Source organism: Hymenobacter sp. HDW8, assembly GCF_011305775.1.
GTDB classification, from domain to species: Bacteria; Bacteroidota; Bacteroidia; order Cytophagales; family Hymenobacteraceae; genus Hymenobacter; species Hymenobacter radiodurans.
Genome location: NZ_CP049907.1, coordinates 1,168,306 through 1,194,308 on the forward strand (window position 1 = coordinate 1,168,306; position 26,003 = coordinate 1,194,308).

Below are 26,003 nucleotides of genomic sequence, written 5' to 3' on the forward strand. Positions count from 1 at the left end.
AATAAGCCCCCTCATACGCGAAGAAAAACTAAACGACCACCCCTCTCTGCGGTTGCGCCGCGGTTTTAGCTACTTACTGCCGAGATACTAGGTTCTACACTAAGCCCTTACTGCCTGGCGTTGCTGACTCATAAGCCAGGTGATGGCTTCAGCTTCCTGCTCAAAATATTGGTACGTGATGGATAAGTCGCGCACGGCAGATATCACGGTGGCCGTAGCCAGACGCGCAAATACATTTTGCGCTACCAGCACAGCCCCATATCGATAGCCACCTTCTTCCACCAGGCGCGGGAGCCACTGCTGAATCACGTACTCCTGCTCTTCGGGCGTGAAAGGAGTCATTACCCTCTGATCGATAAGCAGGCAGCCATCTTGCTGCCGAATCAGCAGCTTCATGACGTGCCTTAAGAGGTCTTTGAATTCGTCAAAGGAGCGTAAGCCGGGCTGATAGGTGAGGCGGGCGAAACCCATCGGATCCTCCACGGCTCGCCCAATGGGATTCTCATAATAAATGTGGTAGTTATTCGACATACTCAACCTGACCTCCCTTCCCCAAAATTTGCTAAGTGCCGCCTCTGAACCTTGGCGCAGTGGCTGTAGCCCCAACTACCATACCAACGGCTGACTTTTATAAATTTAACTTTCGCGTTCTCTATTACCGCTGAAAGGGAGATAATCGACTGACTAGTATAATTTTAGCTTGCCCGAAGATTAACTATAACTTTTCTGGGGGGCTTTTTTAGCTCCAATTCCAATTGATTCTCTAATAAGGACAGGGCTTCAGATGCTAACGCCAGCAAATTCACTGCACAAGCTGTGCGTGCAAACGCGCCAGCGTCGCGGCGGCATCTTCGCAGAGTCCGGGGTGTACGGGCGAGGTTTGCACCACCGTGCTACGCGTGGCCGTAAGCCAACGAAACCGCTCAGCAATAGGCAATTGACCAATGGGGCCACCCTCAGGGCGACCCTGACAGATTCGCTCAAAAGCCCGTAAGCGCTCGGTTAGCTCCTGCATATCCAGTTGGTCGCCGGCAAAAGCGCGCAGGCGCGCTTCGGGCACCTCAAACTGCGTTTGCAAAAAGCCCTGCGCCCGACAGTACACAATGACGCCCACGTTCAGGAACTCCTCTCGCTCCACGCGCGGCACCACGCGCAGAACGGCATACTCAAATAAGTGCTTGTCGGGCATGCTGCGCTTCTTGAACAAAAGTATCTGATGCGGCGAGGCGAGCTTCCAAAAACTCCACATAGGCCGTGCGCTGCTCCTGGGCCGTGGTATCCGCGGAAAATGCTTCCAATAGCCATTCGTCAGGCACCAAAGCCACAATATCTCGGATAACATCACCTGAAAGCAATGCTCGGCTTTCGGCATTCACGGCTTCCAACTCAGCGGCTTTGGGCAACAACACATGGTCTTTCACCTGGGCAAAGGAGCGCTGGCGTTCCGGCTGAGCCCAGCCAGAACCGGCGTGGTGCACATAGAGGGCCGCGCCGTGGTCAATCAACCATAACTCCTTGTGCCACATCAGCATATTAGTGTTGCGGGCAGTGCGGTCGACGTTCAAGGTTAGGGAGTCGAGCCACACAATCTGGGAGGCCAGATAGGGCTCGATAGCAGTTACCAGCGGGTCGAAGGTGATAGCGCCCGACAGGTAATGCAGCCCTAGGTTGACGCCGGTACTGGCGCGCAGCAAATCCTGAATTTCCTCGTCGGGCTCGGTGCGCCCAAAGGCTTCATCGAGCTGACAAAATACCAGTTCCGGCACGCGCAGCCCCATCACGCGCGCTATTTCGCCCACAATGAGTTCGGCAATGAGAGCTTTAATGCCCTGCCCTGCTCCTCTGAATTTTAAAACGTACAGAAATCCGTCGTCTGCCTCTGCTAACGCCGGTAGGGAGCCACCTTCTCGCAGTGGCGTCACATAGCGCGTTACATCAACGGTTCTCAAAGAAAGATTAGCCGGCATAAGCACACGAAACTGAAAAATGAGGCCTGCAAAGGACGCACAATGCGGGGAGTTTATTTGAACTAGAATTGAGAACTACGCTATGCGTGGCCTGAAAAGGAATGAATTAAGTCTGACCGTCATGCAGAGCGCAGCGAAGCATCTCGCTCGCTTCGTTGTTTAGCTTAGCAACTCAGCACGCAAGATGCTTCGCTGCGCTCTGCATGACGTTCTCGTTAATGAATTATTTATCTATTAACTTCCTGCCCATCGCTAAGAAAGCGCGCCAAATACGGAGCGGTGCGGCTGGCCTTACTTCTAGCGACTTTGGCAGGCGAATCGGCGGCAACTACCTGGCCTCCTTCATCGCCGGCACCGGGACCCATATCGATAACCCAGTCGCTGCCAGCTACAACGCGCATATCGTGCTCCACTACAATGACGGTGTTGCCGGCTTCTACCAAACCGTCGAGCTGGGCCATGAGCTTTTCTACGTCGGAGGGGTGCAGGCCAGTTGTAGGCTCATCTAGCACATAAAGCGAGGTACCGCGCTGCGTACGCTGGAGCTCGGTAGCAAGCTTAATGCGCTGAGCCTCACCGCCCGACAACTCGGTGGCGGGTTGTCCCAGCCGCAGATAGCCCAGACCTACTTCCCGCAGTACGGTGAGGGCACGCTGCACGGTGGGCTCGGCAGCGAAAAACTCCCAGGCCGTATCCACGGTCATGCCCAGTACCTCCGCTATGTTTTTGTCCTGATAGGTGACTTCCAACGTTTTGGCGTTGTAGCGGGCACCGTGGCAAACGGGGCAAGGCGCGTACACGCTGGGTAGAAACAGCAATTCTACCATCACGAAGCCTTCGCCCTGGCAGTTTTCGCAGCGCCCTTTGGCTACGTTGAAGGAAAAGCGGCCGGCATCGTAGCGGCGGCCTTTGGCCATTTTGGTGGCGGCAAACAGCTTGCGCACATGGTCGAAGAGGCCGGTGTAGGTGGCCATATTGGAGCGCGGCGTGCGGCCAATTGGCTTCTGGTCGACGCGTACCAAGCGCTTAATATTTTCCATACCGCTCACAATTTGCCCCCCAGTAGCAATGGGTGCGGCCCGCGCTAGCTCGTCACCTTCCTGCTCATCTTCGGCTTCTATGGGTTGGCCCAAATGTTCGGCTACCAACTCCACCAGCACCTGACTAACCAAGCTCGATTTGCCTGACCCCGACACGCCGGTAACCGTGGTAAGCACGCCGAGTGGAAACGCTATATCCAGCTCATTCAGGTTGTTGCGCGTGACGCCCGCCAGCCGCAGCCAGCCGCTAGGTGTGCGCGGTGGACGCGTGGGGGGCTTTTCCTGGCCAAACAAATAACGGCGTGTTTGCGAAGCCGGGACTTTTGCCAAACCAGCTGGTGAGCCGCTATACAGTACTTCCCCGCCCTGTTCACCGGCCGCCGGCCCCACATCCACCAGCCAATCAGCCTGCCGAATGACGTCCAGATTATGCTCGACCACAAACAGAGAATTGCCGCTTTGCTTCAAGCTCGCCAGAGCGGCCAGCAATGCCTCGGTATCAGAAGGGTGCAGGCCGGCGGAGGGCTCGTCCAACACATACACCACGCCAAACAGATTGGAATACAGCTGAGTAGCCAGTCGTAGCCGCTGCAGCTCCCCCGGCGACAAGGTGGGCGTACTGCGCTCCAAAGACAGATAACCCAGCCCCAGATCGAGCAGCACGGCGAGGCGTGCAACTAAGTCGGCGGCAATGCGCTGGGCCACGATAACCTGCTCGGGGTGGGCGGCATCGTGCTTTTTGCGGCCGGTGTGCGTGCCGTCGGCGTAAGGGCGCAGCAGGTTGGCTACGCGCTTCAGGGGCAAATGCGAAAGCTCCGCAATATCCAGCCCCGCAAACTTCACCGACAGCGACTCAGGCCGGAGGCGCTTGCCGTGGCAGAGCGGGCACTCAGTGCTGAGCATGTACTGCAAGGCCCGCTTTTTCATCAGTGGGCTATGCGTGGTGGCGAAAGTATGCAGCACGTGGCGCTTGGCGCTGCTGAAGGTGCCCATGTAGTTTGGGGGCTCCCGGCGCTTCAGGGCGCGTTGAGTTTCGGCGGGCGAATACCCAGGGTATACCGGCACGACCGGCTGCTCCTCCGTGAACAGAATCCAGTCGCGGTCTTTCTGGGAAAGCTCGCGCCAGGGCCGATCCACGTCGTAGCCGAGCGTGACCAGAATATCGCGCTGATTTTGCCCCCCCCAGGCCTGAGGCCACGCGGCAATGGCTCGCTCCCTGATGGTGAGCGAGTCGTCGGGCACCATGGAGCGCTCGGTTACCTCATAAATGCGGCCCAAACCGTGACAGGTGGGACAGGCACCCTCGGGCGTATTCGGCGAAAAGGCTTCGGCGTAAATAATGCTTTGCCCCGCCGGGTAGTCGCCGGCCCGCGAGTACAGCATGCGCACCAGGTTGGAGAGAGTGGTGACGCTGCCTACGGACGAGCGCGTGGTGGGCGTGCCGCGCTGCTGCTGCAAAGCCACGGCGGGGGGCAAACCTTCGATGGAATCGACTTCGGGCACTGCCATCTGATGAAACAGGCGCCGCGCATACGGCGACACCGACTCCAGATAGCGGCGCTGCGCCTCTGCGTAAAGCGTCCCAAACGCCAGACTTGACTTGCCCGAACCCGACACGCCCGTGAATACGACCAAAGCGTCGCGCGGAATTTCTACATCAACGTTTTTGAGGTTGTGCTCGCGGGCACCGCGCACGTGTACAAAACCAGTAAAAGGAGTAGTAGCAGGCTCGGAAGAAGATTTGGCCATATAGCAGCAGTGCGAAATAAAAACGGCAGGTAAAGCAGTGTGCAGATACGTATTCGATGTGGAAGTATATATCTGCTTGCCGCAATAGCTTTATTTATACCTGGTACTTAACCCCTTATAAACGCCTCGTACTCCCGGCAGAAACGAAAGGTTATGCCACAAGTACTGAAATAGCGCATGTTTATAAGCATGTCAGCGGTACTTTTACGCCCATATCGGTATACACAAATTTTCTCCCTACCTACTGCTTGCTGCTTTTGCGTTCTATTTCTCTTTTCCTGGTACTGCTGCTGACTTCGTTTCAGGCATTTAGTCAGGGTACCTACCGCCTGGTTACGGCCCGTGCCGGCGACGGCACCCACACCTTGCTGCGGCGCTACGGCCTGAATCCGACGAGGCACTTACGTCCTTTTCTAGCACTGAATCAGGCGAAGCTGGGCAAGAATCAGAGTCTGATTGTGGGCCATAAATACCGCCTACCCGTGGCCTCGCCCCCACCCAGCCCCAAGGAGGTAAAAAGAACGGTGGCCACTGCCAAAACGGTGGGTCCCATTCCGCCGGCCAGCTTGTTTGGCCCCACTTACGGGGGCGTAACTGTTCGCACCCAGCAACTACGAGGGGCTGTACTGTACGTATCTGCCGGCCACGGCGGGCCCGATCCGGGGGCTATTGGGCAGTATGGTAGCGCCGCGTTGGCCGAAGACGAATATGCTTATGACGTAACGCTGCGGCTGGCTAGGGCTTTGATGGAGCACGGCGCACAGGTGTATATGATCATCCAGGACCCCAACGACGGCATCCGCGACCAGGCTGTGCTGCCCATTGACTACGACGAAGTAACGTATCCGCGCCAGACTATTCCGCTTAATCAATTGGCTCGTCTGCGCCAGGGCATCAATGCCGTGAATAGCCTGCATGCCCGGCACAAGGGCGCTTACCAACGCCTACTGACGCTGCACGTGGACAGTCGGAGCGCCGGCCAGAACATCGACGTGTTTTTCTACCACAACTCCAATAGCAAGGCGGGTCAGGAGTTGGCCCAGCGCATTCACCAAACCTTTACCGCCCGCTACCGCCGCGCCCAGCCCAACCGGCCATACTCCGGCAATGTATCGACGCGCAATTCGCTGTACGTGGTGCGCAAGAGCCTCGCCCCGACTGTGTTCATGGAACTGGGCAACATCCGCAACGACAAAGACCAGCGCCGCTTCGTTATTCCGGATAACCGGCAAGCCTTGGCCAACTGGATCTGCGAGGGCATTATAGCCGATTACCGCTCTCGTCGTTAGGCTGAAATTTGCCCCCCAGCGCTACTTCTCCGGTCTGAGTTAAGCTTACCGAATTCATGCAGTAGCGCAAGCCGCTGGGCGCGGGTCCGTCGGGGAAAACGTGGCCCAAATGACAGTCACAGACGTTGCAGAGGGCTTCGATGCGCTGCATATGGTGGCTGGTATCGAAGGCGTACTTGATGGCGTTTTTGGCAATGGGCTGCGTGAAGCTGGGCCAGCCGGATATGGCGTGATACTTCTCCGTGGAGTTGAATAGCAGGCTACCGCAGCCAACACAGACGTACACGCCCGGCTCGTAGGAGCGGCAATAGGCGTTGCGATACGGCGGCTCGGTGCCTTTCAGCCGCAGCACTTCAAACTGCGCGGGCGTCAGCTGCGCCTCCCACGCCGCCTCCGATTGCTCCACTCTTCTGGGCGGCTCGGGGTTACTGTATTTGGCAAATTTCAGGACGTCAATCCAGCGGAGCATGAGGCGTGTTGTTCGTTTTTAACGTAGTAGGTTTCTGGGTAAATGGGCGCCCGGTTTGGGGTAACGTATTTTTCCATACTTAGCTCACCTCCCCGTATCTTCTATTCCTTTGGTCTTATGAACAAATTATCCCTAGCGCGGCAAATCAGCAGAATTGGCGCGACGCTATTAGCGCTGGCGACGCTATTAACTGTGTCGGCGTACCGGCCTGCCGCCGACCGCGAAATGTACCAGCTCCGAATTTACCACGTGAAAACCGGGCAGCAGGAAGAGCAGGTGGAGAATTTTCTGCGGGGGGCTTTTCTGCCAGCACTGCACAAGCTGGGCGTTCGGAAGGTGGGGGTTTTCAAGCCCATCGGCAATGATACTGCTACCGACCGGCGAGTGGTAGTGCTCATTCCTTACTCTTCCCTTGCTCATCTGGGGCGCGTGGCGGAGCGACTAGAACAGGACGCGGACTTTGCCAAAACCAGCCCTGCCTACTGGAATGCCGTCCATACCGCTCCGCCGTACCTACGCTTAGAAAACATTCAGCTGGAGGCTTTTACTGATAAGCTGCGCCTGCGGGAACCGCAGTTGCAAGGGCCGCGGAACGAACGCGTGTATGAGCTGCGCAGCTACGAAAGCGCCACCGAGAAACAACACCGCAATAAGGTGCACATGTTTGACCAGGGCGGCGAAATACCACTGTTCGAGCGTCTGGGCTTCAACGCCGTATTCTACGCCCGCGTGGTGGCCGGCAGCCGCATGCCCAACCTGATGTATCTCACCACGTTCGAAAACCAAGCGGCCCGCGACGAGCACTGGAAAGCCTTCGGCGCGGACCCGGAGTGGAAAAAGCTGGCCGCGGCACCCGAATATCAAAACAACGTATCGAAGATTGACATTCTGTTTCTGCGCCCCACCGCCTACTCCGATATCTAGTTTCTAACCCAGAAGTCGGGCGATGAGCAATTAATGAGATTATATTAAAATATTTATTCTGGTGAATTATACGGCCGGTCAGGCCGTTCACACGTCTTAGCCATTCCGAATCCGTCGGTGGTAACACCCTCGAAAACTAGCCTGCACTTTTCCATGCGTTCCAGCGAGGAAGACTTTTGGCCCCCATGAAGCCATCCGGGCTACTTACTACACGCATTCCTCCGCGAAATCATCAGGGCAAAAAAGCCCCCCAGTAGCATTTATGTCAAAGCAACAGTACTTTTTTCTGATTTTGATTTTGGGCAGCCTTTCGGCGCTCGGACCGTTTTCCATCGATATGTATCTGCCGGGCTTTCCGGCCATTGCCGAGGACCTAAATACCACGGCTGCCCGCGTTACCTTGTCCTTATCCAGCTTCTTCGTTGGTATCTCGGCGGGCCAGCTGCTGTATGGGCCGCTGCTCGACCGGTTTGGACGCAAAAAGCCGCTATATGTGGGGCTGGCCGTGTATGTGCTGGCCTCCATCGGCTGCGCCATGATTCAGACCATTGATGGGCTTATCGTATTGCGCCTGATACAGGCCATTGGGAGCTGCGCCGCGGGCGTTGCTTCCGTGGCGATGATACGCGACCTATTCCCGGTGAAAGACAGTGCGAAAGTATTTGCCCTGATAATGCTCGTGATTGGCCTTTCGCCCATGATTGCCCCCACCGCCGGTAGTTATGTAACGGCAGCCTTCGGGTGGCACGGCGTGTTTATCGTGCTGGGCGCAATGGGCTTGCTGCTGCTGATTGCCACCTTTCTCTGGTTGCCCGAAAGCTATGAGCCCGACACGACTATGTCATTGAAGCCCAAGCCTATTCTGGCCAATTTCTGGTCGGTGCTGCGCGAGCCACAGTTTTATACCTACACGTTTACCGGCGCTATGTCCTTCTGCGGCCTCTTCGCTTACGTGGCCGGTTCACCGCTGGTGTTTATGGAGATTTTTGGGGTAAGTGGCGAGGTGTACGGCTGGATTTTCGCCTTCCTGTCGGTAGGTTTGATTGGCGCCAGTCAGGTAAATAGCTACATGCTGCGGCATTATCAGAATGAGCAACTGGTGTATGCTGCCCTGATCTGTCAGGTGCTGACCGGCGTGGTTTTTCTGGTGCTGATCAGCGGTGGCTGGATTGGCCTTTATGGCACGATTGCCCTGCTGTTTATTTTCCTATGCTGCCTCGGCTTTAGCAGCCCCAATACCGCCGCCCTTTCATTGGCTCCATTCGCGCGAAATGCAGGTAGCGCCTCGGCTTTAATGGGCGCTATTCGGATGGCGATGGGCGCGTTAGCTTCTATGGCGGTGAGTGTTTTCAGCAACGGCACGGCAGTGCCCATGGTGGCTATCATGGCCGTCACGTCGGTGGTAGCTTTGGTGCTGCTGCTCACCGGTCGCCGGCAGATTACTGAGCAAGTGAATGTATCCACTGATCAGATGGCGGAGCCAGTGCACTAGCAGTCGATAAGCATCCTTAGTCAGAATTCGGCCTTGGTCCCACAACAGCGCAGCAATTTGCTGCGCTATTGTGGGACCAAGGCCTTTATGCAAAAGGTAGCGGCGGCAGTATATGTCTCCGCAATATCCTCTACTTGGTATGGTAGAAAACGGCTGTATTCGGGTTGAATTTATAGCCCACCGTAGGAGTGACCCCAGGCCCTAACACAACACTCTAGAAGCCAGCCAACGCGCTTGAGTGCACAAAAACCTTTTCCGTGAAGCAAGCTCCTCACTTGTTTTTTATCCGTGTGTTTTTATCAGCTAAAAATCAACAAAAAGCCCCCCAAATCCGAAGAAACAAGGTTTTAGGGTTGTGCACTAAGCGGTTTAGCTTGGGTAGGAATAAGCAGCAGGGTTCTATCTTTCCTTGGAAAAAGCTTGCATTACCGGAAAAAGGAAGGATAAATTAGTGAACTGTACTTCTACAGCAAGGCTTTTTTCCTTGCCAATCAGCTCTGAATAAGCAGCAGCGCGAGTACCTGACACCGATGTATCAGTCTCCGGTTACTTGTTGCCTATTGCCGAAACACGACCATACGATTTCTCTCCTTCCCACCAACTTCTCTTTATGACCTCTCGCCGTTCCTTTGTGAAGTCTGCTGCGCTGCTATCAGCTGGTGCGTTTATTTCACCTGCATTGCTGGCCGCACCCAAATCGTATATCGGGCTTCAGCTATACACCGTGCGCGATGCGATGCAAAAGGATCCGGCGGGCACGCTAGCCCGCGTGGCCAAGTTGGGTTACAACTCGATGGAGGGCGCCACCTACACGGGTAGCCAGAAATTCTACGGCATGACGCCCGCGGCTTTTGCCGGCGTACTCAAGCAGAATGGCCTGATTATGCCCAGCAGTCACTACCGGTTAGGAGAAGAGCAGGAAAAAGGTCAGCCGGTGCAAGGCACCATGCTGCACGGCTGGGACAAAGCCGTGGACGATGCCGCTCAGGTTGGTATCAAGTATATGGTGTGCGCTTACCTATCGGAAGCCGAGCGCGGTGGCCTCGATAAGTATAAGTACGTGGCCGATCAGCTTAACAAAGCCGGTGAACGGGCCAAGAAAGCGGGCATCCAGATGTGCTACCACAACCACGACTTCGAATTTGCCCCCCAGAACGGCAAAACGCCCTACGATTTGCTGTTGAGCAGCACGGACAAGGAACTGGTGAAGATGGAGCTAGACCTATACTGGACCGTGAAAGCCGGCAAAGACCCCGTTGCGCTATTTCAGCAGCACCCCGGCCGGTTCCCACTCTGGCACGTGAAGGACATGGATAATACACCTAAAAAGAACTTTACGGAGGTAGGCAGCGGCACTATCGACTTCAAAAAAATCTTTGCTCAGGCCAGTAAGTCGGGCCTGAAATACTACTTTGTAGAGCAGGACCAAACGCCCGGCTCACCCTTCGACAGCATCCAGAAAAGCATCACGCACATCAAGCGCACTTTAGTATAGTCCGCCTCGGACTCTCGCTTCCATTACTTTTACCCCACCCCTTATGGAAAAGAACACCTACGATGCCATCGTCATCGGATCAGGTATTTCAGGCGGCATGGCCGCCAAAGAGTTGACCGAGAAAGGCCTGAAGACCATCATGCTGGAGCGCGGCCGCAACGTGGAACACATTAAGGACTACGTGAACGCCAACAAAAACCCCTGGGAATTTCCGCACCGGGGGGGCAAAACCCAGCAGATGATCGAGGACTATCCGGTGCTCAGCCGCGACTACACACTGAACGAGCAGAATCTAGACTTCTGGGTGAAGGAGAAGGAAAGCCCCTACGTGGAGGTGAAGCCCTTCGACTGGTTTCGGGGCTACCAAGTAGGCGGGCGCTCGTTGATGTGGGGCCGGCAGTCGTACCGCCTGAGCGACTACGACTTCGAGGCCAATGCCAAGGATGGCATTGCCGTGGACTGGCCCATTCGCTACAAGGATCTGGCGCCGTGGTACAGTCGGGTGGAGAAATTTGCCGGCATCAGCGGCAACCGCGACGGCCTGCCCCAGCTCCCGGACGGCGAATTTATGCCCCCCATGGAGATGAACTGCGTGGAGAAGGACGTGGCCGCGCGCATCAAGAAGAACTTCAAGGACCGCCATATGGTCATTGGCCGCACGGCCAATATTACGGTGGGGCACAACAACCGCGTGGCCTGCCAGTACCGCAATAAGTGCTGGCTGGGCTGCCCATTCGGGGCTTATTTCAGCACGCAGTCGGCGAGTTTGCCCGCGGCTGTGGCCACCGGCAACCTCACGCTGCGGCCGTTTTCCATCGTCACCAAAATTCTCTACGACAAGGATACCAAGCGGGCCAAAGGCGTAGAAGTGCTCGACGCGGAAACCAACGAGACCTACGAGTACTTCGCCAAAATCATCTTCCTGAACGCCTCGGCCCTGAACTCGGCCTGGGTGCTGATGAACTCGGCCACCGACGTGTGGCCCGAGGGCCTGGGCAGCAGCAGCGGGGAGCTGGGCCACAACCTGATGGACCATCACTTCCGGGCGGGCGCCAGCGGCGAAGCGGAGGGCTACGAGGATAAGTACGTGTACGGGCGCCGCGCCAATGGTATTTACATTCCGCGCTACCGCAACCTGTTTGGCGACAAACGTGACTACATCCGCGGCTTTGGATACCAGGGCGGCGCCGGCCGGGAAGGTTGGAGCCGGGAAATTGCGGAAATGAACATTGGGGGCGACTTTAAGGATGCTCTCACCGAGCCCGGCAAGTGGACTATGGGCCTGACCGGTTTCGGCGAAACCCTTCCCTACCACGACAACCGCACCTACCTCGACAAAACCAAAAAAGATAAGTGGGGCCTGCCAGTGCTAGCCATCGACGCCACCATTCGCGAAAATGAGCAGAAAATGCGCATCGATATGATGCAGGATGCCAAGGAGATGCTGGAAAAAGCGGGCCTTAAAAACGTGAACACCTACAACAACGGCTACACCCTAGGCGGCGGCATCCACGAGATGGGCACCGCTCGCATGGGTCGCGACCCCAAAACCTCCGTACTCAACCAGCACAACCAGGTGTGGGACGCCCCCAACGTGTACGTGACCGACGGTGCGGCCATGACCTCGGCGGCCTGTCAGAACCCGTCGCTGACGTATATGGCCCTGACTGCTCGGGCGGTGGATCATGCAGTAAGCGAGTTGAAAAAGCAGAATATCTAATTCTTACTCGGCAGCATTATGAACAGAAGAGACGCACTGGGCCGAGTAGCCCTCATCATGGGTGGCACCATCATCGGCGCCGATTATTTCCTCACTGGCTGCTCCTCCCCGAGCCAGGAAAAGGAAGCCAAAACCGCCAAAAAAAGCCCCCCAGCGGCGAAGGAACTGAAGCCCGTTCTCAATCAGGAGCAAGTTGCTTATTTGAATGAGGTAGGCGACACTATTCTGCCAACTACTTCTTCGCCCGGCGCCAAAGCCGCCGACGTGGGCGGTTTTATGGCCGTTATGGTGCGCGACTGCTACAAGCCGAAGGATCAGCAGATTTTTCTGAAAGGACTGGATCAGTTGGAAGAAGCTTCCAAAAAGAAGAACGGCAAAGGCTTTCTGGCATCTGACGCCGCCCAGCGCACGGCACTGCTCACGGCCCTCGATGCGGAACAGAAAAACTACGCCAAGACCAAAACGCCGGAGGACCCCAACCATTACTTCCGCATGATCAAGGAGTTGACCTTGCTCGGCTATTTTACCTCGGAAGTGGGCAGCACCAAAGCCCTGCGGTATTCGCCCGTGCCGGGCAAATACGAAGGTTGCGTGCCCTACAAAAAGGGCGACAAAGCCTGGGCCACCACTTAATCTGCGACCTTGGACGGCATGAAACTACGACTAGGCATGATTGGCGGTGGCCAGGGGGCTTTTATTGGCGCCGTGCACCGGCACGCCGCCGCCTTGGATGGCCTCTACGAGTTAGTAGCCGGCGCCTTCAGCAGCAACCCCGACACCTCCAAAGCCAGCGGCCAGCTCCTGGGCTTGTCCGCCGACCGCGTGTATGGGTCGTATGAGGAATTGATTGAGCGGGAGAAAGCCCTGCCCGCCGACAAGCGCGTGCAAGTGTTGTCCATCGTGACGCCCAACCACCTGCACTTTGCCCCAGCCAAGCTAGCGCTGGAAAACGGCTTCCATGTCATCCTGGACAAGCCCATGACCTTTTCTTTGGCTGAAGCCAAGGACTTACAAGCGGTGGCCGCCGCCAGCAACGGCCGGTTCTGCCTCACGCATACCTATACCGGCTACCCCATGGTGAAGGAGGCGCGGCAGTTGGTAGCTTCTGGCGACCTGGGCACCGTGCGCAAAGCCTACGTGGAATATCCGCAGGGCTGGCTGAGCAACTTCGAGGAAGGCTCCGACAACAAGCAAGCCGCCTGGCGCACCGACCCCACCCGCAGCGGCGTGGCCGGCGCCATGGGCGACATTGGCACCCACGCCTTCAACCTGCTGGAGTACGTGACGGGCTTGTCTGTAACCCAGCTTTGTGCCGACATCAACACGGTTGTACCCGGCCGCAAGCTCGACGATGACGGGGCCGTGCTTCTCCGCCTCTCGAGTGGGGCCAGCGGTGTGCTGGTGGCTACGCAGGTGGCGGCGGGTGAGGAAAACAACGTGCGCCTGCGCGTGTATGGCGACAAAGGCGGCTTGGAATGGCAACAAGTAGACGCGAACACCCTCCAAGTGAAATGGCTGGATAAGCCGATGGAAATCCGGCGGACTGGCGCGAGCTACGTTAGCTCGTACGCCCGCCACAACACCCGCACGCCCGCCGGACACCCGGAAGGCTACCTCGAAGCATTTGCCAACCTCTACCGCAACTTCGCGCTGAGCCTGCAAGCCGACCTGGGGGGCAAATCTGCGTCCCCTGAAGCCCTCGATTATCCCGGTATCGAGGAAGGCGTGCGGGGAATGGCTTTTATCGAAAACGTAATTGCCTCGGGCCGCTCCGATCATAAGTGGACTGAGTTTACCGTCTAGCTGCGCATGAAAACCATCAAAGGCCCCGCAATTTTCCTGGCGCAATTCATCTCTGATCAGGCGCCGTTTAATAGCCTGACTTCCATCTGTGAATGGGCCAGCGGCCTGGGTTACAAAGGCGTACAGATCCCGACTCTGGATAGCCGCTTTATCGATCTGCAAAAAGCTGCCGAAAGCCAGACCTATGCCGACGAGGTGAAAGGCACGGTGCAGGCCGCGGGGCTGGAAATCACGGAGTTATCCACGCACTTGCAGGGCCAACTGGTCGCCGTGAATCCGGTGTACGACTCACTGTTTGATGGTTTCGCGCCCGAATCCGTGCGCGGCAACCCCAAAGCCCGGCAAGAATGGGCAGTGCAGCAGCTTAAGTACGCCGCCAAAGCCTCGCAGAATCTGGGCCTGACGGCTCACGCCACGTTTAGCGGTGCATTGCTCTGGCCGATGGTGTATCCCTGGCCCCAGCGCCCCGCTGGCTTGGTTGATACTGGCTTCGACGAGCTGGCCCGCCGCTGGCTGCCCATCTTGCAAACCTTCGACGAGTGCGGGGTCGATGTATGCTACGAAATTCACCCTGGCGAGGACCTGCACGACGGCATTAGCTACGAGATGTTCCTCGACAAAGTGAAGCACCATCCGCGCGCCTGCCTGCTCTACGACCCTTCCCACTTTGTAATCCAATGCCTTGATTATCTGGAGTACATCGATATCTACCATGAGCGAATCCGAGCCTTCCACGTGAAAGATGCGGAGTTTAACCCGACAGGGCGGCAGGGCGTGTACGGGGGCTACCAAAGCTGGGTAGACCGGGCAGGCCGCTTCCGCTCCCTCGGCGACGGACAGGTGGACTTCAAGGCTATCTTCAGCAAAATGGCCCAATACGACTTCCCCGGCTGGGCCGTACTGGAGTGGGAATGCGCGCTGAAAAATTCCGAAGACGGCGCCCGCGAAGGCGCTACCTTCATCCGCGACCATATCATCCACGTCACCGACAAAGCCTTCGATGATTTTGCGGCCGCCGGCACCGATGAAGCTCACAACAAAAGCCTTCTAGGCCTTTAATATTCTCCTTTCGCACTATGAAAAAAGCCCTTCTGCTCCTTAGTTCCTTCGCTTTTTTAGCTGCTTGTAGCTCCGAGTCCAATAAAGCCCCCAGGAGAAATATACGCTGGCGGAACCCGAAGAAACCATGAATGCCGACAGCACCACGGGTGCCAATATGAGCGCCGTTGCTCGTCAGCCTCAGGTTGATACCAATGTCACCAAAATTGGAACTACACCAACTGGTGGGGCGCTGGCCAAGGGTGCCAAGTTAATGGAAGGCAGCGACTGCGCCACCTGCCACCGCGTAAACGAGAAGCTCCTGGGCCCTTCCTATCAGGCCGTTGCCCAGAAGTATCCGGCTACGGAAGCCAACATTAAGATGCTGGGGGGCAAAATTATTACCGGCGGCAAAGGCAACTGGGGCGATATCGCCATGACGCCCCATCCCGCTATATCGGTGGCCGACGCGGAGGAAATGGCCCGCTACATTCTCACGCTGAAGTAAGAGAAAATTGAGGCGGTCATTCTGAGCGCAACATCTACTGCGCTGATGCTTTAAGTGCTAATGTGTAATAAACCGACCGTCATGCAGAGCCGTAGCGAAGCATCTCGCGTGTTTAGTAAGGTTAGTAACCTCACATCAGCACGCGAGATGCTTCGGCTCCGCCTCTGCATGACCGCCTGTATTATGCAGTTGAGCGCATAAATCATAAACAGCTTCCTTTCTTAACGACACCGAAACCCTTCCCAGCTATGACTTCCTCCATTCGGATTAAGCTGTCAATCATGATGTTCCTGGAGTTTTTCATCTGGGGCGCGTGGTTCGTGACGTTAGGCACCTACCTGCTGCGCAACCTCAGCGCGACGGGTACGCAGGTGGGCGTAGCCTTTCTGACGCAGTCGATTGGGGCTATTGTGGCGCCGTTTATCATTGGCCTGATTGCCGACCGGTTTTTCTCGGCGCAGAAGATTTTGGGAGTGCTGCATCTGGCTGGGGCGCTGCTGCTCTGGCGCGCTTCTTCGTCGCCGGATTTCGGCTCTTTTTATCCCAACATCCTGACTTACATGATTTTGTACATGCCTACGCTGGCGTTGGTGAACTCCATTGCGTTTCGGCAGATGCAGAATCCACAGAAGGAATTTGCTACCATTCGGGTGCTGGGCACGCTGGGCTGGATTGTGGCCGGCCTGACTATCGGTTGGCTGAACTGGGAGCAAAGCGGCAGTCTGCGGGCTACCTTCCTGATGGCCGCTGGTGCGTCGGCTTTGCTGGGCGTGTTTAGCTTTACGCTGCCCGCCACGCCGCCCGTAAAGCGCGGCCAATCTTCTTCCCTAGGCGATATGCTGGGCCTCGATGCGATTGGGTTGCTGAAAAATCGCTCTTACCTTATCTTCTTTCTGGCTTCCATCGCCATCTGTATTCCGTTGGCGTTTTATTACGGCTTTACCAACCCATTTTTGAACGAGGTAGGCATGAAAGCCGCGGCTGGCGTGCAAAGCCTAGGGCAGGTTTCCGAGCTTTTGTTTATGCTCCTAATTCCGTTTTTCTTTACCCGTTTGGGAGTGAAAAAGATGCTAGCCATTGGTATGCTGGCCTGGGTGGTGCGCTACCTCTTCTTCGCTTACGGCGACGGCCAAAGCAACTACTGGATGCTCATTGCGGGCATCGTACTACACGGCATCTGCTACGATTTCTTCTTCGTGACGGGCCAGATTTACACCGATAACCTGGCCGGGGAGCGGTTCAAGAGCTCCGCTCAGGGCTTTATTACCCTTGCTACCTACGGCGTAGGCATGTTGATCGGCACGCTGCTTTCGGGGCGTATTTTTGATAACTACCAACTCTCGGAAGGGGTGCACGACTGGCGCATGATCTGGCTGATTCCGGCTGGTATTGCTGGGGCAGTTGTACTGGTTTTCCTATTATTGTTCCGGGACCGGCCCCAAGCTCAGGCTACGGAGTCGGACACGTACAACTCAGCCCCCGAGTTAGCTCAAGCTAAATAACTGACAGCATGGCCACCTGGAACCGAAGAACTGCCTTGAAAGGTCTCCTCACCAGCACTGCCGCCGTGGGCACCCTGGGCATGGCCAGTGCCTATACCACCGACAAAAAGCCCCCCAGCCCGAATACTCAGTTGAAAAACAACATTAAACAGTCGGTGTGCCGGTGGTGCTTCCAGGATTTGCCGCTCGATAAGCTGTGCGCCGCGGCCAAGGAAATGGGTATCCAAGGCATAGATTTAGTAGGCCCCAAAGACTGGCCTACGCTGAAAAAATACGGGCTAGACTCACCCATGTGTAACGGAGCCGAAATCAACCTCACCGACGGCTTCAACGATCCGCAGTTTCACGCGCGCCTGCAGAAGCAGTACGCCGACATGATTCCGCAGGTAGCCAAAGCCGGCTACACCAACCTGATTTGCTTTAGCGGCAGCCGTCGGGGCATCACCGATGAGGCTGGCTGGAATAACTGCGTAAAAGGACTCCAGCCACTGGTGAAACTGGCCGCGCAGCATAAAGTGGTGTTGGTCATGGAGCTGCTCAACAGCAAAATCGACCACAAAGACTACCAGTGCGACCACACCAATTGGGGCGTGGAGCTCGCCAAGCGGCTGGGCTCCGAGAACTTCAAGCTGCTCTACGACATCTATCACATGCAGATTGACGAGGGTGATGTCATTCGCACCCTCACCGAGTTTCATCCCTATATTGCCCACTACCACACGGCCGGCGTACCGGGCCGCCACGAGCTGGACGACACCCAGGAACTGAACTACCCGGCCATCATGCGCGCCATTGTGGCCACCGGCTTCAAAGGCTACGTGGCGCAGGAGTTTATTCCACAAAAAGCTGATAAGCTCGCTTCTCTGCGCCAAGCCGTGCAGCTTTGCGACGTATAACTGCCATCTTTTCACCTACTTCACCAAGCATTTTATGCGTCTTGCTGTCCTCGCTTCCGTTCTACTATTTAGTTCTTCTTTGATGGCTCAGGCGCAGCAGACGGGGAAACCAGAGGATACGGAGGTGTGGGAGCCGGTGCCCAAAGTGGTGTCTGCCAATCCGCAATTTACGCCTCCTCCCTCCGATGCTATTGTGCTGTTTGATGGCAAAGACTTAACCCAATGGGTATCGGCTGATGACCGTAATGCGCCTGCCAAATGGAAAGTCGCGGGGGGCATTTTTACCGTGGACAAGAAGACCGGCAACATCGAAACCAAGCGCACCTTCACCAACTACCAGCTGCACTTGGAGTGGCGCGTCCCGGCTACCATTGCGGGCACAGGGCAAGTACGTGGCAACAGCGGCCTGTTTCTAGCCTCACTGGGCAAAGGCGACCTAGGCTACGAGCTACAGATCCTGGACTCTTACCAGAACAAAACCTACGTGAACGGAATGGCCGGCAGCATTTATAAACAGCTGATTCCGCTGGCTAACCCCACCCGCAAACCCGGTGAGTGGCAATCGTACGACGTGCTGTGGACGGCGCCCACCTTTAAGGCCGATGGCTCGGTACAGTCGCCCGCCCGCGTGACGGTACTTTTTAACGGCGTAGTGGTGCAGAACAATGTCACGTTGGCTGGCCCCACCGTGTATATCGGCAAGCCCAGCTACCAGAAGCACGGCCCCTCGCCTATTAAGCTGCAATCCCACGGCGACCCGAGTGAGCCACTCAGCTTCCGCAACATTTGGGTTCGGGAGTTATAGGCTTTCTGGGGGGCAAATTCGAGGTTATTTGGTTGGCTGGTCGCTAAAATACTGGGCGTACTCCGCGGGCATCGCGTTCAGGGGCTTGATCATAATGCCTTTGTAGTACACCTCAGCGGCTTCGCTTTGCAGCTGAATTTTGCCGTGCGTGAGGGGCCGGCGCTGGCCGTTTTCCACGTAGCCGGAGTTGTTGACGGCCAGCACCACCTTGCCGTTCACAATGTGGACGCTCTTGCCATTCACGTGAATCAGCTCCAGCTCATCCCATTGCCCATTAGGAACACCGTTATTGGTTGAAGCCTGGCAAAAGCCGGGGCCGCCCCGGCCAAAGGTGACGGGCGTCGCGGTGGGGTCGTATTTCAGCCCGTCTTTGGTTTCGTTTGGCGTGGCGGTAATGTCGGCCGTGGAGTTGGCAATGCACCAGAAGTCGCCCATGGCGTTGCCCTTCTCGTACTCCGACACCTGAAATTCCTGGCTCAGCATCCAGCTATGCCAGTAGTCTACTCCGCACTCGCCTTGGCTGTTGTAGAGAATGCCACTGTCGCGGGGCTCGTTGAGGCGCGGCACCCACTTCTTCTCGCCCCACTTCACTTTCAGCTTGAGGGTGTAGTTGGTGAAGTCTTGCTTGGTGAATACGCAGCCGTATATCTCGCCGCTGATGCGCAGCACCGGCTCCCCTTTCTCCATCACAACGGAGAATACATTCGCTTCGTTTTTGCCGTAACCGATGGGCGTAATTTCCTTCCCTTGAGCGTCGGTGGGTACTTTTCCTTTGTAGCCTAGCTGGTGGCGGTAGCTTTGGAAGGTTTCCCACTTGCTCAGCTTCTTATCCAGTAGCGGCTCCCACTCGTCGCGCGGGGCCGTGGAGGAAGTAGAGAAAAACAATAACGTGGCACCCAGGGCCAAAGCGGTAAATTTTCGCATATCAGGCAGCATAGCATAACGTGAGGGGATGAATCAAAGCTACTCTTTTGTTGGGCTTGGGCAAGGCATATCTGCCTAAGTAATACTAGATCATCCCAACAAAGACATACAGTTCGGAAAAGCCCCCCGCGCCATCCTGTGCGTTGGCTGGCACAACCCATCGGCGGTGGATGCGTTGTATCAGTCTGTTCCCGCCCTGTTTCGCTTATGCCTTTTGCCTACCGTTTGCTTTCCGCGCTACGTCGGCACTGGCCCCACTACGTTGCGGAAGCATTGGGCTTAGCCTTTTTTGTGGGAAGCGCCGGTTTGCTGACCATCTTGTTTGAGCATCCAGCTTCGCCCGTGCGGCAAAGCTTTGCGGAAAGCCACTTGCTGCGGCGGGGCCTTCTGGGGCTTGGAATGGGCCTTGTGCTGGTTATTGTTATTTATAATCCCTGGGGCAAGCGGTCGGGCGCGCACATCAACCCCGCCGTTACGCTGGCCTTCTACCAATTAGGAAAAATACGCCTTCCTGATGCGGTATGGTATGTACTGGCGCAACTATGCGGGGCCATTGGGGCGGCCCACTTGCTGAAGCTTTGTTTGCCCGAATTCTACGCGCATCCGGCGGTAAAATACACGGTGACGCAGCCCCACCCGCTGTATTTGCAAGGCGAGCTGATCGCCTTCGCCGCCGAGTTTATTATCTGTTTTATGATGATGCTGGTAACGCTCATTGCCCTGCATTCGAGTCGGTTGAAAAAGTGGGCTGGGTGGCTGTTGGGCGCGCTAGTGGCCTTGTATATTCTCGTTGAAACACCTTACTCCGGGATGAGCTTGAACCCGGCCCGTTCGCTGGGCACCGCTGTAGCGGCCGGCCACTATCATGCACTTTGGGTTTATTGGGTAGCGCCTTGCCTAGCTATGTGGCTCGCGACGGTTGGTTTTTTGCGCTTTCACCACGGCCAGCCCCTGGAGTGCGCCATTATGGCCGGCTGCGGCCCCAGCCCCAGTTCCCCCCACGCCTCCCATGACGAAGAGCCGCCGCAGTACCCGGATGAGTGAGGGTACATTTTTCTTTTGGACGGGATATGAGTTGGCAGCAGCTTAACGTTCTGCTACTTTGGCTCTTTGGTAGCGCAGCAGCCGTTGTAACCACAGGCTCTGGGAGCCTTTTGCTGTCTTTTCCGGTTCTTGTTCTATGGAATATTTTGTGCCGAAGCACTCCGTGGTGCGGACCATCTGGGGTAAGGCCGACACGGTGCTGGTCATTTTTGCGGGGGCAGCGGCGGAGTTTGCGCTCAATAAGGCTGTTGACTGGCTGTACTTCACGGGCCGCCTGCCCGCCGACCCTTTAGCGCGCCTGTTCTCAACAGTAGAGTATGCCCGCCAGATCGTATTTGCCCCCCAGACCAGCGCCGAGCGCGCCATCGACAGCATTGCCGCCATTCATGCGGCCGTAGAAGCGAAGCGCGGCGCCGCCATTCCCGACTGGGCCTACCGCGACGTGCTGTTCTTGCTGATTGACTATTCTATTCGGGCATTCGAGCTACTGGAGCGGCCCATGAGTGGCCCCGAAAAAGAAGAGGTATTCACCGTATTTTCTCGCGTAGGGCAGCGCATGGGTATTCCCGATTTGCCCCCCACCTACGCGCAGTGGCTAGTGGTGCGGCAGCAGCATCTGGCTTCCGACCTGGAGTATAGCCGCTTTACCAAAGATTTGTATCAGCAGTATCGGAAGCACCTGGGGCCGGTGCGGTACTGGCTGCTGCTCCACGCGCAACGCCTGGTGGTGCCGGCTACTGTGCGCGACTTGCTTCATTTGGGCACTAGGTCGTGGCTACGGCCGGTAGTTCCGGTGTACCGTCGCACGCAGCATTTGTCGCTTAGTCAGTGGGTGAAAAGTGCGCTGCTACCGCCAACTTATAAAGCGAAGATTAAAGCGTTGGACCGCGACCCGGTTGAGCTTATGCATTCCGCTGGCGTACATTCCTAAGCGTTAGGGTCACTTCCTCGGGGCCAGCACGGGAATTAGTTTGATGGTGGTGCCGACGTAAAATCCAGGTTGTAAACCACATTCAGGCGAAACCCATTGTTGTTCTCAAATACCGATTGCTGCGTATTGGGCGCTGGCTCGGCGTGTTGGGTCCACTGGTTTAGATAGTTCAGCTCTAACTTCCAATTGTCGCGAATCTGGTAGCCTAAGCCGCCCGAAATACGGTTTTGATTAAATACGTTCCGGCCCACGTTCTGCCCAAAACCGATAAATAGCTCGTCGAAGAAGGTAAAATACAGCTCCCCATCATCAATAGTGGGGCCTTGCAGCGGTATTTCACCAGCCACTTGATAGCGGGCGCGGTTCTGGTATTCCCAGCTGGCTACTTGCTTCGGGTTGCTTTCATCGAGTTGTCCCAGCCAGCGCTGCTCCAGCCGAAACCGATGCGTAAGTTGCAACCGGCCGTAGGTGCTGGCCAGCGTCACATCCTCATACGCTCTGTTCTCAGGTGTTGCTTCCCCGAGACTGGCCGTGGGGTAGTCGCCGTAGGGATACGTGGTCAGCTGCGTATAGCCCCCCGATAACGTTACCTTCTCAGCGAGTGAATACACGAAGCCCAGCCGCGAGAGTAGCTGCTGGCGGCCCAGGCCCAAGCGCGTGCGGCGCAATTGCACTTCCGTGTGTACGGCCCACTGGGGGGCTATTTTGTGGTCGCCATTGTAAGTAAACCAGCCTATAGCGTTGCGGTCTATTATCCGCTCAGTAGATTGACTAACGGCCGGAGACGCTAGCAAACTTAGCGGCAACAGCGCAGCAAGCTTCGACGCGCGCAAGTAGTGAAGCGCCATTACTACGGGAGAAGGGATGAGGTGATGGAGGCGGCAAGCATAGCCAGCCTGAATTCCCTAACGAATTTCGCGGGTGAGTGGTGGTAATAAGCCTACGCAATAGTATGTTGAACTCAGATCGGAAATAGCCAGCCATGGATAAGCGTTGATCTTTTTAACCTAATGACTATGCTAAAAACGAATACTCCATCCAGCGTCCACCTGCGGACTATACTTGGCGCATTGTCGCTACTTGTAATGGCGAGTTGCTCAACCAGCAAACCCACGGCACCGCCGCCTGCCGCTACTGTACAATTACCTGAGTCGAAGGAACTGTATGCCACTATAGCCCGCCTCGACAGCGCCATGTTTGCGGCCTTCAACCGCCACGACGCGGACCAGTTGCAAACCTACTTCGCTGAAGACCTCGAATTCTACCACGACAGAGGCGGCCTGGCTGATTTCAAAAAAACCATGGATGGTTTTCGCAGCCTCTTTGAACAGAACAAAACGACCGGTCTAAATCGGCAGTTGGTGCCAGGCAGCTTGGAGGTGTATCCTATTCCGGGCTATGGCGCCGTAGATGCCCACCTGCACCGCTTCTGCCACGTGGAGAACGGCAAAGACGACTGCGGCACCTTCAAAAATATGATGGTATGGCGGCTAAAAGACGGGCAGTGGAAAGTAACGCGCGTCGTCAGCTACGACCACGATCATTGAGCATTGGTGGAAATACTTTGCTGCTGACCCGCGCTATACCTCTAAAAAAGCCCCCCACAGCCGAAAACAGCAACACTCCCGGCGCTAAGGCAACTGTTGCCGCTTAGCGCCGGGAGTGTTGATACGCCTAATGCTCGGAACTTCCAGAGTAGAGGAATTACTATTGCGCGCGGCGCTTCTCTTCCTCCGCTCCGGTTTTGCGGTTGGTAGTGGTGAGCTTGTCGTTGCCAAATTTCCAAGCAAATGAGAGCGTCACCACGCGCGTGTCGCGGCGGATGTAAAGGTCTTGCCGGTAGTTGTTATAGAGCGAAACGGCGCTAAAAGGCAAGGTGTAAAGAATGTCGTTAGCTGCCAGCTTGATGGTGCCTTTGCGGTCCATCACCTCTTTTTTCACAGCTATTCCGACTTGCCCATAGTCGCTGAACTCGAAGAAACCGACCCGCTGCTGAGAATTGTATCGGGCGTTCAATTCTGCCCCCCAGCCTTTGCCGAAAGTAAAAGTACTGTTGCTGCTCAGGGTGTAAGCCGGCTGTCCGGCCCGCAGGGAAGTCCCAGCTAGGGTGCCATCATAATGGATGTAAAAGAACACGGCGTTGTTGTAGATACTCAACCACTTGCCTACCGTGATGGGAGCTGTGAGCGTGAGGGACACATACTGTTGCTGATCCAAGTTTACGTTGGTCGAAACGGTAGTAGTGTCGGTTTCGGGGTAGGCCACGTCGGTGATGGGATCTTTCGTGACGCTGTAGCTGAGGCCGGCAGTGTACTTCTGCTTGAAGGTGTAGTTCAGCTCCATATTGTAGCTGGTTTCGGGGCGCAGGTTGGGGTTGCCTTTGCCGGAGGTAGCCGGGTCGATGATGAAGCGGAAAGGGTTGAGCTGCCCATAAGAAGGACGGTTGATGCGCCGGCTTAACGACATCGTTATTTCGTTTTGCTCAGTGGGCGCGTATTTCAGGGCGGCACTCGGGAACAGCTGGTAGTAGTTGCGCTCGAAGTTCTCGGAGGTCACTATCTGGCGGCCGGTAGCGTTGGTTTGCTCACCCCGAAGGCCAGCTTGCAGATTAAATTGCTTGCTGAAATTATGATTGAGGTTGACGTAAGCGGCCGTAATGACTTCATCGTAGCGGAAGCGGTTGCTCAGGTTTAGGTCGGGTGTGGTAATGCCTTCGCGGGTATTCTCGAATTGGATGTCGTTATCGGCGTACACCTGGCTGGCTTTGGCGCCGGCTTCCAGGCGGGTATCAGCATTCAACTGTTGGGTATAATCGGCCTTTATGGCTTTGATGGTTAGCTCGCTGGTTTGGTCGCTGGCTAAAGTAGCATCCGGCTGGCCCGACAACTGAAAAAAAGTGGTTTGGCTTTGGGTCCGGTGCGTGTTGTAGCGGGCATAATCTACGTCGGCAGTCAGTTCGGGGCGGCCCGTACCTTCGCCGAAGGTATGCTTGAAATTGATGTTGCCGGTGATGTTGGGGTTGTTGCCCCGGCTAGTACTTAGCGCGGTATAATAATCACTCACCTGCCCTGCTCCATCGTAAAACGTGCTGGTATTGACCCCCGTCCCGCCGGGCTTCGGATTTGGCACCCCAAAGCCCGAAATAACGCCCCCCAGCACGGTATTTTTCGACAGGTTTACATCCGTTCCGACCTTATAGATCATAAAATGATCCTCAAAAACGGCCCGGTTGCGCTGATCTGCGGTACCAATCAAGACTGGCTCTCCCGTGTCCTGCGACTCGTAGAAGTAGCGGTAGGTGTCACGAACGCCAAAGTTGCGGCGCCGGCCATACGTGAGCGCGCTGAACACGTTGACGTCTTTGTTGCGATGGTTGCCTGACAAGCTACCGGAGAACTTGCCGTATTCACCGCGGCCGTAGCTGATGTTGGCGTTGCCGTTGGTGCCCTGGCGCTGATCCTTTTTGAGGTTAATAGCGATAATGCCAGCTCCGCCCTGGGCGTCGTACTTGGCCGGCGGATTCGTTATCAGCTCAATGCTTTTCAATTGATCAGCCGGCAAGGAGCGCAGATAGTCGGCTAGCTCGGTGCCGGTCATGGGCTGGCGCTTGCCGTCAATGAGCACGAGCAAACCCTGACGGCCGCGCAACGCCAGGTTGTCGTTGCCGTCTACGGTTACGCCGGGAGCCCGAGCCAACACATCTAGCGTGGTATTGCCGGCAGCCAGCGTCGAGCCTTCCACGTTCACCACGGTACGGTCGGCCAGGCGCTCAAACAAGGGCTTCTGCCCTACCACCTGCACTTCCTTTAACTGCGTAGCGGCGCTTTTTTGCAGCGTAATAGCAGGCAAAATTTGCCCCCAGCGGGCAGTGTAAAGGGCGCACTCCAGTGCCGCACGTACCCCAGCTGCGCCGCCGATACGCGGTAGCTTCCTTCACTCAATCCTTCGAAACGAAAAGCCCCCTGAGCATCACTAAACTCGGTTTTAACTACCGAAGAGTCGGCGGCGCGATGCAGGGTAATGGTGGCATAATCGATGGGGGCGCTGGCCGATGTACGCACCGTTCCGGTGAGGCTACCGGGAGTTTGAGCCGTAGCGGTAGCAGCGATAAGCCAGGCTAACAGGACCAGTAAGATTCTGGCTACGAATAAAGTAGAGTTCGTGCGCATGATGCTTCGGAGGATGGTAATGATGGCAATGCGAGAAGAGTCAGATCAGCTAGCCGCCAGTTGAATGAAGCAGCCGGCTACGAATCCTCCTTTCGCTACCCGTAGGACATGATGCCGACGGCAGGCCGCGAGTAGCAGCCCGGAATCAGATGCCTGTCCGGTTGCGCGTGGCCGGATCAGAAATGCATGATTGGGAATGGAAGAGAATTCAAACGTGGACACCGCAAAAAATCCAAAA

24 protein-coding genes are annotated in these 26,003 nt (G+C 56.3%); 15 read left to right on the forward strand and 9 right to left on the reverse strand.

Translation table 11 applies throughout. The annotated features are described in order from the left end of the window. Nucleotides 1-99: 99 nt before the first annotated feature. From G7064_RS04785 to uvrA, 4 genes are all read right to left on the reverse strand, one after another. Nucleotides 100-531, reverse strand: coding sequence for a hypothetical protein (locus G7064_RS04785; RefSeq protein ID WP_166072681.1), 432 nt, complete (start codon nt 529-531; stop codon nt 100-102). 271 nt (nt 532-802) lie between these two features. Then, on the reverse strand, nt 803-1,189 hold the full coding sequence (locus G7064_RS04790; protein WP_166072682.1) for a DUF3037 domain-containing protein: 387 nt from the start codon (nt 1,187-1,189) through the stop codon (nt 803-805). Further along, a complete protein-coding gene (locus G7064_RS04795) occupies nt 1,167-1,967 on the reverse strand; it encodes a HipA family kinase (protein ID WP_166072683.1) in 801 nt (266 codons plus the stop codon). The genes G7064_RS04790 and G7064_RS04795 overlap by 23 nt, the downstream gene beginning before the upstream one ends. A 227-nt stretch (nt 1,968-2,194) precedes the next feature. After that, nucleotides 2,195-4,756: an excinuclease ABC subunit UvrA gene (uvrA, locus tag G7064_RS04800; protein WP_166072684.1), complete on the reverse strand. Its 2,562-nt coding sequence runs from the start codon at nt 4,754-4,756 to the stop codon at nt 2,195-2,197. A gap of 257 nt (nt 4,757-5,013) precedes the next feature. Between uvrA and G7064_RS04805 the strand changes: the two genes are divergently transcribed. Beyond that, a complete protein-coding gene (locus G7064_RS04805) occupies nt 5,014-6,045 on the forward strand; it encodes an N-acetylmuramoyl-L-alanine amidase (protein ID WP_240935740.1) in 1,032 nt (343 codons plus the stop codon). Here the strand turns inward: G7064_RS04805 and msrB are convergent. Next, nucleotides 6,017-6,514, reverse strand: a complete 498-nt coding sequence (gene msrB, locus G7064_RS04810; protein WP_166072686.1) for a peptide-methionine (R)-S-oxide reductase MsrB — start codon at nt 6,512-6,514, stop codon at nt 6,017-6,019. The genes G7064_RS04805 and msrB overlap by 29 nt on opposite strands. A gap of 117 nt (nt 6,515-6,631) precedes the next feature. Between msrB and G7064_RS04815 the strand changes: the two genes are divergently transcribed. The 11 genes from G7064_RS04815 to G7064_RS04865 all read left to right on the forward strand — a co-directional run bounded on the left by G7064_RS04815 (nt 6,632) and on the right by G7064_RS04865 (nt 18,697). Continuing rightward, nucleotides 6,632-7,438, forward strand: a complete 807-nt coding sequence (locus G7064_RS04815) for an NIPSNAP family protein (protein WP_166072687.1) — start codon at nt 6,632-6,634, stop codon at nt 7,436-7,438. 262 nt (nt 7,439-7,700) lie between these two features. Further along, a complete protein-coding gene (locus G7064_RS04820) occupies nt 7,701-8,930 on the forward strand; it encodes a multidrug effflux MFS transporter (RefSeq protein ID WP_166072688.1) in 1,230 nt (409 codons plus the stop codon). 610 nt (nt 8,931-9,540) lie between these two features. Continuing rightward, on the forward strand, nt 9,541-10,425 hold the full coding sequence (locus G7064_RS04825; protein WP_166072689.1) for a sugar phosphate isomerase/epimerase family protein: 885 nt from the start codon (nt 9,541-9,543) through the stop codon (nt 10,423-10,425). A 43-nt stretch (nt 10,426-10,468) separates the two neighbouring features. After that, nucleotides 10,469-12,145 carry a GMC oxidoreductase gene (locus tag G7064_RS04830; protein WP_166072690.1) on the forward strand — a complete coding sequence of 559 codons (1,677 nt, stop codon included), beginning with the start codon at nt 10,469-10,471 and terminating at the stop codon, nt 12,143-12,145. Nucleotides 12,146-12,163: 18 nt separating this feature from the next. Beyond that, entirely contained in the window at nt 12,164-12,778 is a 615-nt protein-coding gene (locus tag G7064_RS04835) for a gluconate 2-dehydrogenase subunit 3 family protein (protein ID WP_166072691.1), read from the forward strand. A gap of 18 nt (nt 12,779-12,796) precedes the next feature. Continuing rightward, nucleotides 12,797-13,948 (forward strand): Gfo/Idh/MocA family protein, encoded by a 1,152-nt coding sequence (locus G7064_RS04840; RefSeq protein ID WP_205711175.1) that lies wholly within the window; start codon nt 12,797-12,799, stop codon nt 13,946-13,948. A 6-nt stretch (nt 13,949-13,954) separates the two neighbouring features. Beyond that, a complete protein-coding gene (locus G7064_RS04845; protein ID WP_166072692.1) occupies nt 13,955-15,007 on the forward strand; it encodes a sugar phosphate isomerase/epimerase family protein in 1,053 nt (350 codons plus the stop codon). A 127-nt stretch (nt 15,008-15,134) separates the two neighbouring features. Continuing rightward, complete coding sequence (locus G7064_RS04850) at nt 15,135-15,494, forward strand: c-type cytochrome (protein WP_205711176.1); 360 nt, start codon at nt 15,135-15,137, stop codon at nt 15,492-15,494. Nucleotides 15,495-15,742: 248 nt separating this feature from the next. After that, nucleotides 15,743-16,996, forward strand: coding sequence for a nucleoside permease (locus G7064_RS04855; protein WP_133272322.1), 1,254 nt, complete (start codon nt 15,743-15,745; stop codon nt 16,994-16,996). 8 nt (nt 16,997-17,004) lie between these two features. Continuing rightward, complete coding sequence (locus G7064_RS04860) at nt 17,005-17,892, forward strand: hydroxypyruvate isomerase family protein (protein ID WP_166072693.1); 888 nt, start codon at nt 17,005-17,007, stop codon at nt 17,890-17,892. A 34-nt stretch (nt 17,893-17,926) separates the two neighbouring features. Beyond that, on the forward strand, nt 17,927-18,697 hold the full coding sequence (locus G7064_RS04865) for a DUF1080 domain-containing protein (RefSeq protein WP_133272320.1): 771 nt from the start codon (nt 17,927-17,929) through the stop codon (nt 18,695-18,697). 24 nt (nt 18,698-18,721) lie between these two features. On the opposite strand, the gene G7064_RS04870 is transcribed toward G7064_RS04865, so the two are convergent. Further along, nucleotides 18,722-19,621, reverse strand: a complete 900-nt coding sequence (locus tag G7064_RS04870) for a DUF1080 domain-containing protein (RefSeq protein WP_205711177.1) — start codon at nt 19,619-19,621, stop codon at nt 18,722-18,724. Nucleotides 19,622-19,828: 207 nt separating this feature from the next. Here G7064_RS04870 and G7064_RS04875 point away from each other — a divergent pair, with 207 nt between their 5' ends. Next, complete coding sequence (locus G7064_RS04875; protein WP_166072695.1) at nt 19,829-20,665, forward strand: MIP/aquaporin family protein; 837 nt, start codon at nt 19,829-19,831, stop codon at nt 20,663-20,665. Nucleotides 20,666-20,801: 136 nt separating this feature from the next. Continuing rightward, entirely contained in the window at nt 20,802-21,596 is a 795-nt protein-coding gene (locus G7064_RS04880) for an oxygenase MpaB family protein (RefSeq protein WP_166072696.1), read from the forward strand. Between the two features lie 35 nt (nt 21,597-21,631). Here the strand turns inward: G7064_RS04880 and G7064_RS04885 are convergent, their stop codons facing one another. Then, the gene (locus G7064_RS04885; RefSeq protein ID WP_166072697.1) at nt 21,632-22,444 is read right to left on the reverse strand and encodes a DUF2490 domain-containing protein; all 813 of its coding nucleotides are present in this window, start codon (nt 22,442-22,444) and stop codon (nt 21,632-21,634) included. A gap of 168 nt (nt 22,445-22,612) precedes the next feature. Between G7064_RS04885 and G7064_RS04890 the strand changes: the two genes are divergently transcribed. Continuing rightward, complete coding sequence (locus G7064_RS04890; RefSeq protein WP_240935741.1) at nt 22,613-23,143, forward strand: nuclear transport factor 2 family protein; 531 nt, start codon at nt 22,613-22,615, stop codon at nt 23,141-23,143. A 160-nt stretch (nt 23,144-23,303) separates the two neighbouring features. On the opposite strand, the gene G7064_RS04895 is transcribed toward G7064_RS04890, so the two are convergent. Both G7064_RS04895 and G7064_RS04900 read right to left on the reverse strand, forming a co-directional pair. Further along, nucleotides 23,304-25,445, reverse strand: a complete 2,142-nt coding sequence (locus G7064_RS04895) for a TonB-dependent receptor domain-containing protein (RefSeq protein WP_166072699.1) — start codon at nt 25,443-25,445, stop codon at nt 23,304-23,306. Continuing rightward, a complete protein-coding gene (locus tag G7064_RS04900) occupies nt 25,403-25,765 on the reverse strand; it encodes a carboxypeptidase-like regulatory domain-containing protein (protein ID WP_166072700.1) in 363 nt (120 codons plus the stop codon). Before G7064_RS04900 ends, G7064_RS04895 begins: the two co-directional genes overlap by 43 nt. Nucleotides 25,766-26,003 lie beyond the last annotated feature (238 nt).

Bases quoted from the DNA above. Each gene is read 5' to 3' on its own strand.
- G7064_RS04785 (WP_166072681.1), bottom strand. From the start codon at position 531: ATGTCGAATAACTACCACATTTATTATGAGAATCCCATTGGGCGAGCC.
- G7064_RS04790 (WP_166072682.1), bottom strand. From the start codon at position 1,189: ATGCCCGACAAGCACTTATTTGAGTATGCCGTTCTGCGCGTGGTGCCG.
- G7064_RS04795 (WP_166072683.1), bottom strand. From the start codon at position 1,967: ATGCCGGCTAATCTTTCTTTGAGAACCGTTGATGTAACGCGCTATGTG.
- uvrA (WP_166072684.1), bottom strand. From the start codon at position 4,756: ATGGCCAAATCTTCTTCCGAGCCTGCTACTACTCCTTTTACTGGTTTT.
- msrB (WP_166072686.1), bottom strand. From the start codon at position 6,514: ATGCTCCGCTGGATTGACGTCCTGAAATTTGCCAAATACAGTAACCCC.
- G7064_RS04815 (WP_166072687.1), top strand. From the start codon at position 6,632: ATGAACAAATTATCCCTAGCGCGGCAAATCAGCAGAATTGGCGCGACG.
- G7064_RS04820 (WP_166072688.1), top strand. From the start codon at position 7,701: ATGTCAAAGCAACAGTACTTTTTTCTGATTTTGATTTTGGGCAGCCTT.
- G7064_RS04825 (WP_166072689.1), top strand. From the start codon at position 9,541: ATGACCTCTCGCCGTTCCTTTGTGAAGTCTGCTGCGCTGCTATCAGCT.
- G7064_RS04830 (WP_166072690.1), top strand. From the start codon at position 10,469: ATGGAAAAGAACACCTACGATGCCATCGTCATCGGATCAGGTATTTCA.
- G7064_RS04835 (WP_166072691.1), top strand. From the start codon at position 12,164: ATGAACAGAAGAGACGCACTGGGCCGAGTAGCCCTCATCATGGGTGGC.
- G7064_RS04840 (WP_205711175.1), top strand. From the start codon at position 12,797: ATGAAACTACGACTAGGCATGATTGGCGGTGGCCAGGGGGCTTTTATT.
- G7064_RS04845 (WP_166072692.1), top strand. From the start codon at position 13,955: ATGAAAACCATCAAAGGCCCCGCAATTTTCCTGGCGCAATTCATCTCT.
- G7064_RS04850 (WP_205711176.1), top strand. From the start codon at position 15,135: ATGAATGCCGACAGCACCACGGGTGCCAATATGAGCGCCGTTGCTCGT.
- G7064_RS04855 (WP_133272322.1), top strand. From the start codon at position 15,743: ATGACTTCCTCCATTCGGATTAAGCTGTCAATCATGATGTTCCTGGAG.
- G7064_RS04860 (WP_166072693.1), top strand. From the start codon at position 17,005: ATGGCCACCTGGAACCGAAGAACTGCCTTGAAAGGTCTCCTCACCAGC.
- G7064_RS04865 (WP_133272320.1), top strand. From the start codon at position 17,927: ATGCGTCTTGCTGTCCTCGCTTCCGTTCTACTATTTAGTTCTTCTTTG.
- G7064_RS04870 (WP_205711177.1), bottom strand. From the start codon at position 19,621: ATGCGAAAATTTACCGCTTTGGCCCTGGGTGCCACGTTATTGTTTTTC.
- G7064_RS04875 (WP_166072695.1), top strand. From the start codon at position 19,829: ATGCCTTTTGCCTACCGTTTGCTTTCCGCGCTACGTCGGCACTGGCCC.
- G7064_RS04880 (WP_166072696.1), top strand. From the start codon at position 20,802: ATGGAATATTTTGTGCCGAAGCACTCCGTGGTGCGGACCATCTGGGGT.
- G7064_RS04885 (WP_166072697.1), bottom strand. From the start codon at position 22,444: ATGGCGCTTCACTACTTGCGCGCGTCGAAGCTTGCTGCGCTGTTGCCG.
- G7064_RS04890 (WP_240935741.1), top strand. From the start codon at position 22,613: ATGCTAAAAACGAATACTCCATCCAGCGTCCACCTGCGGACTATACTT.
- G7064_RS04900 (WP_166072700.1), bottom strand. From the start codon at position 25,765: ATGCGCACGAACTCTACTTTATTCGTAGCCAGAATCTTACTGGTCCTG.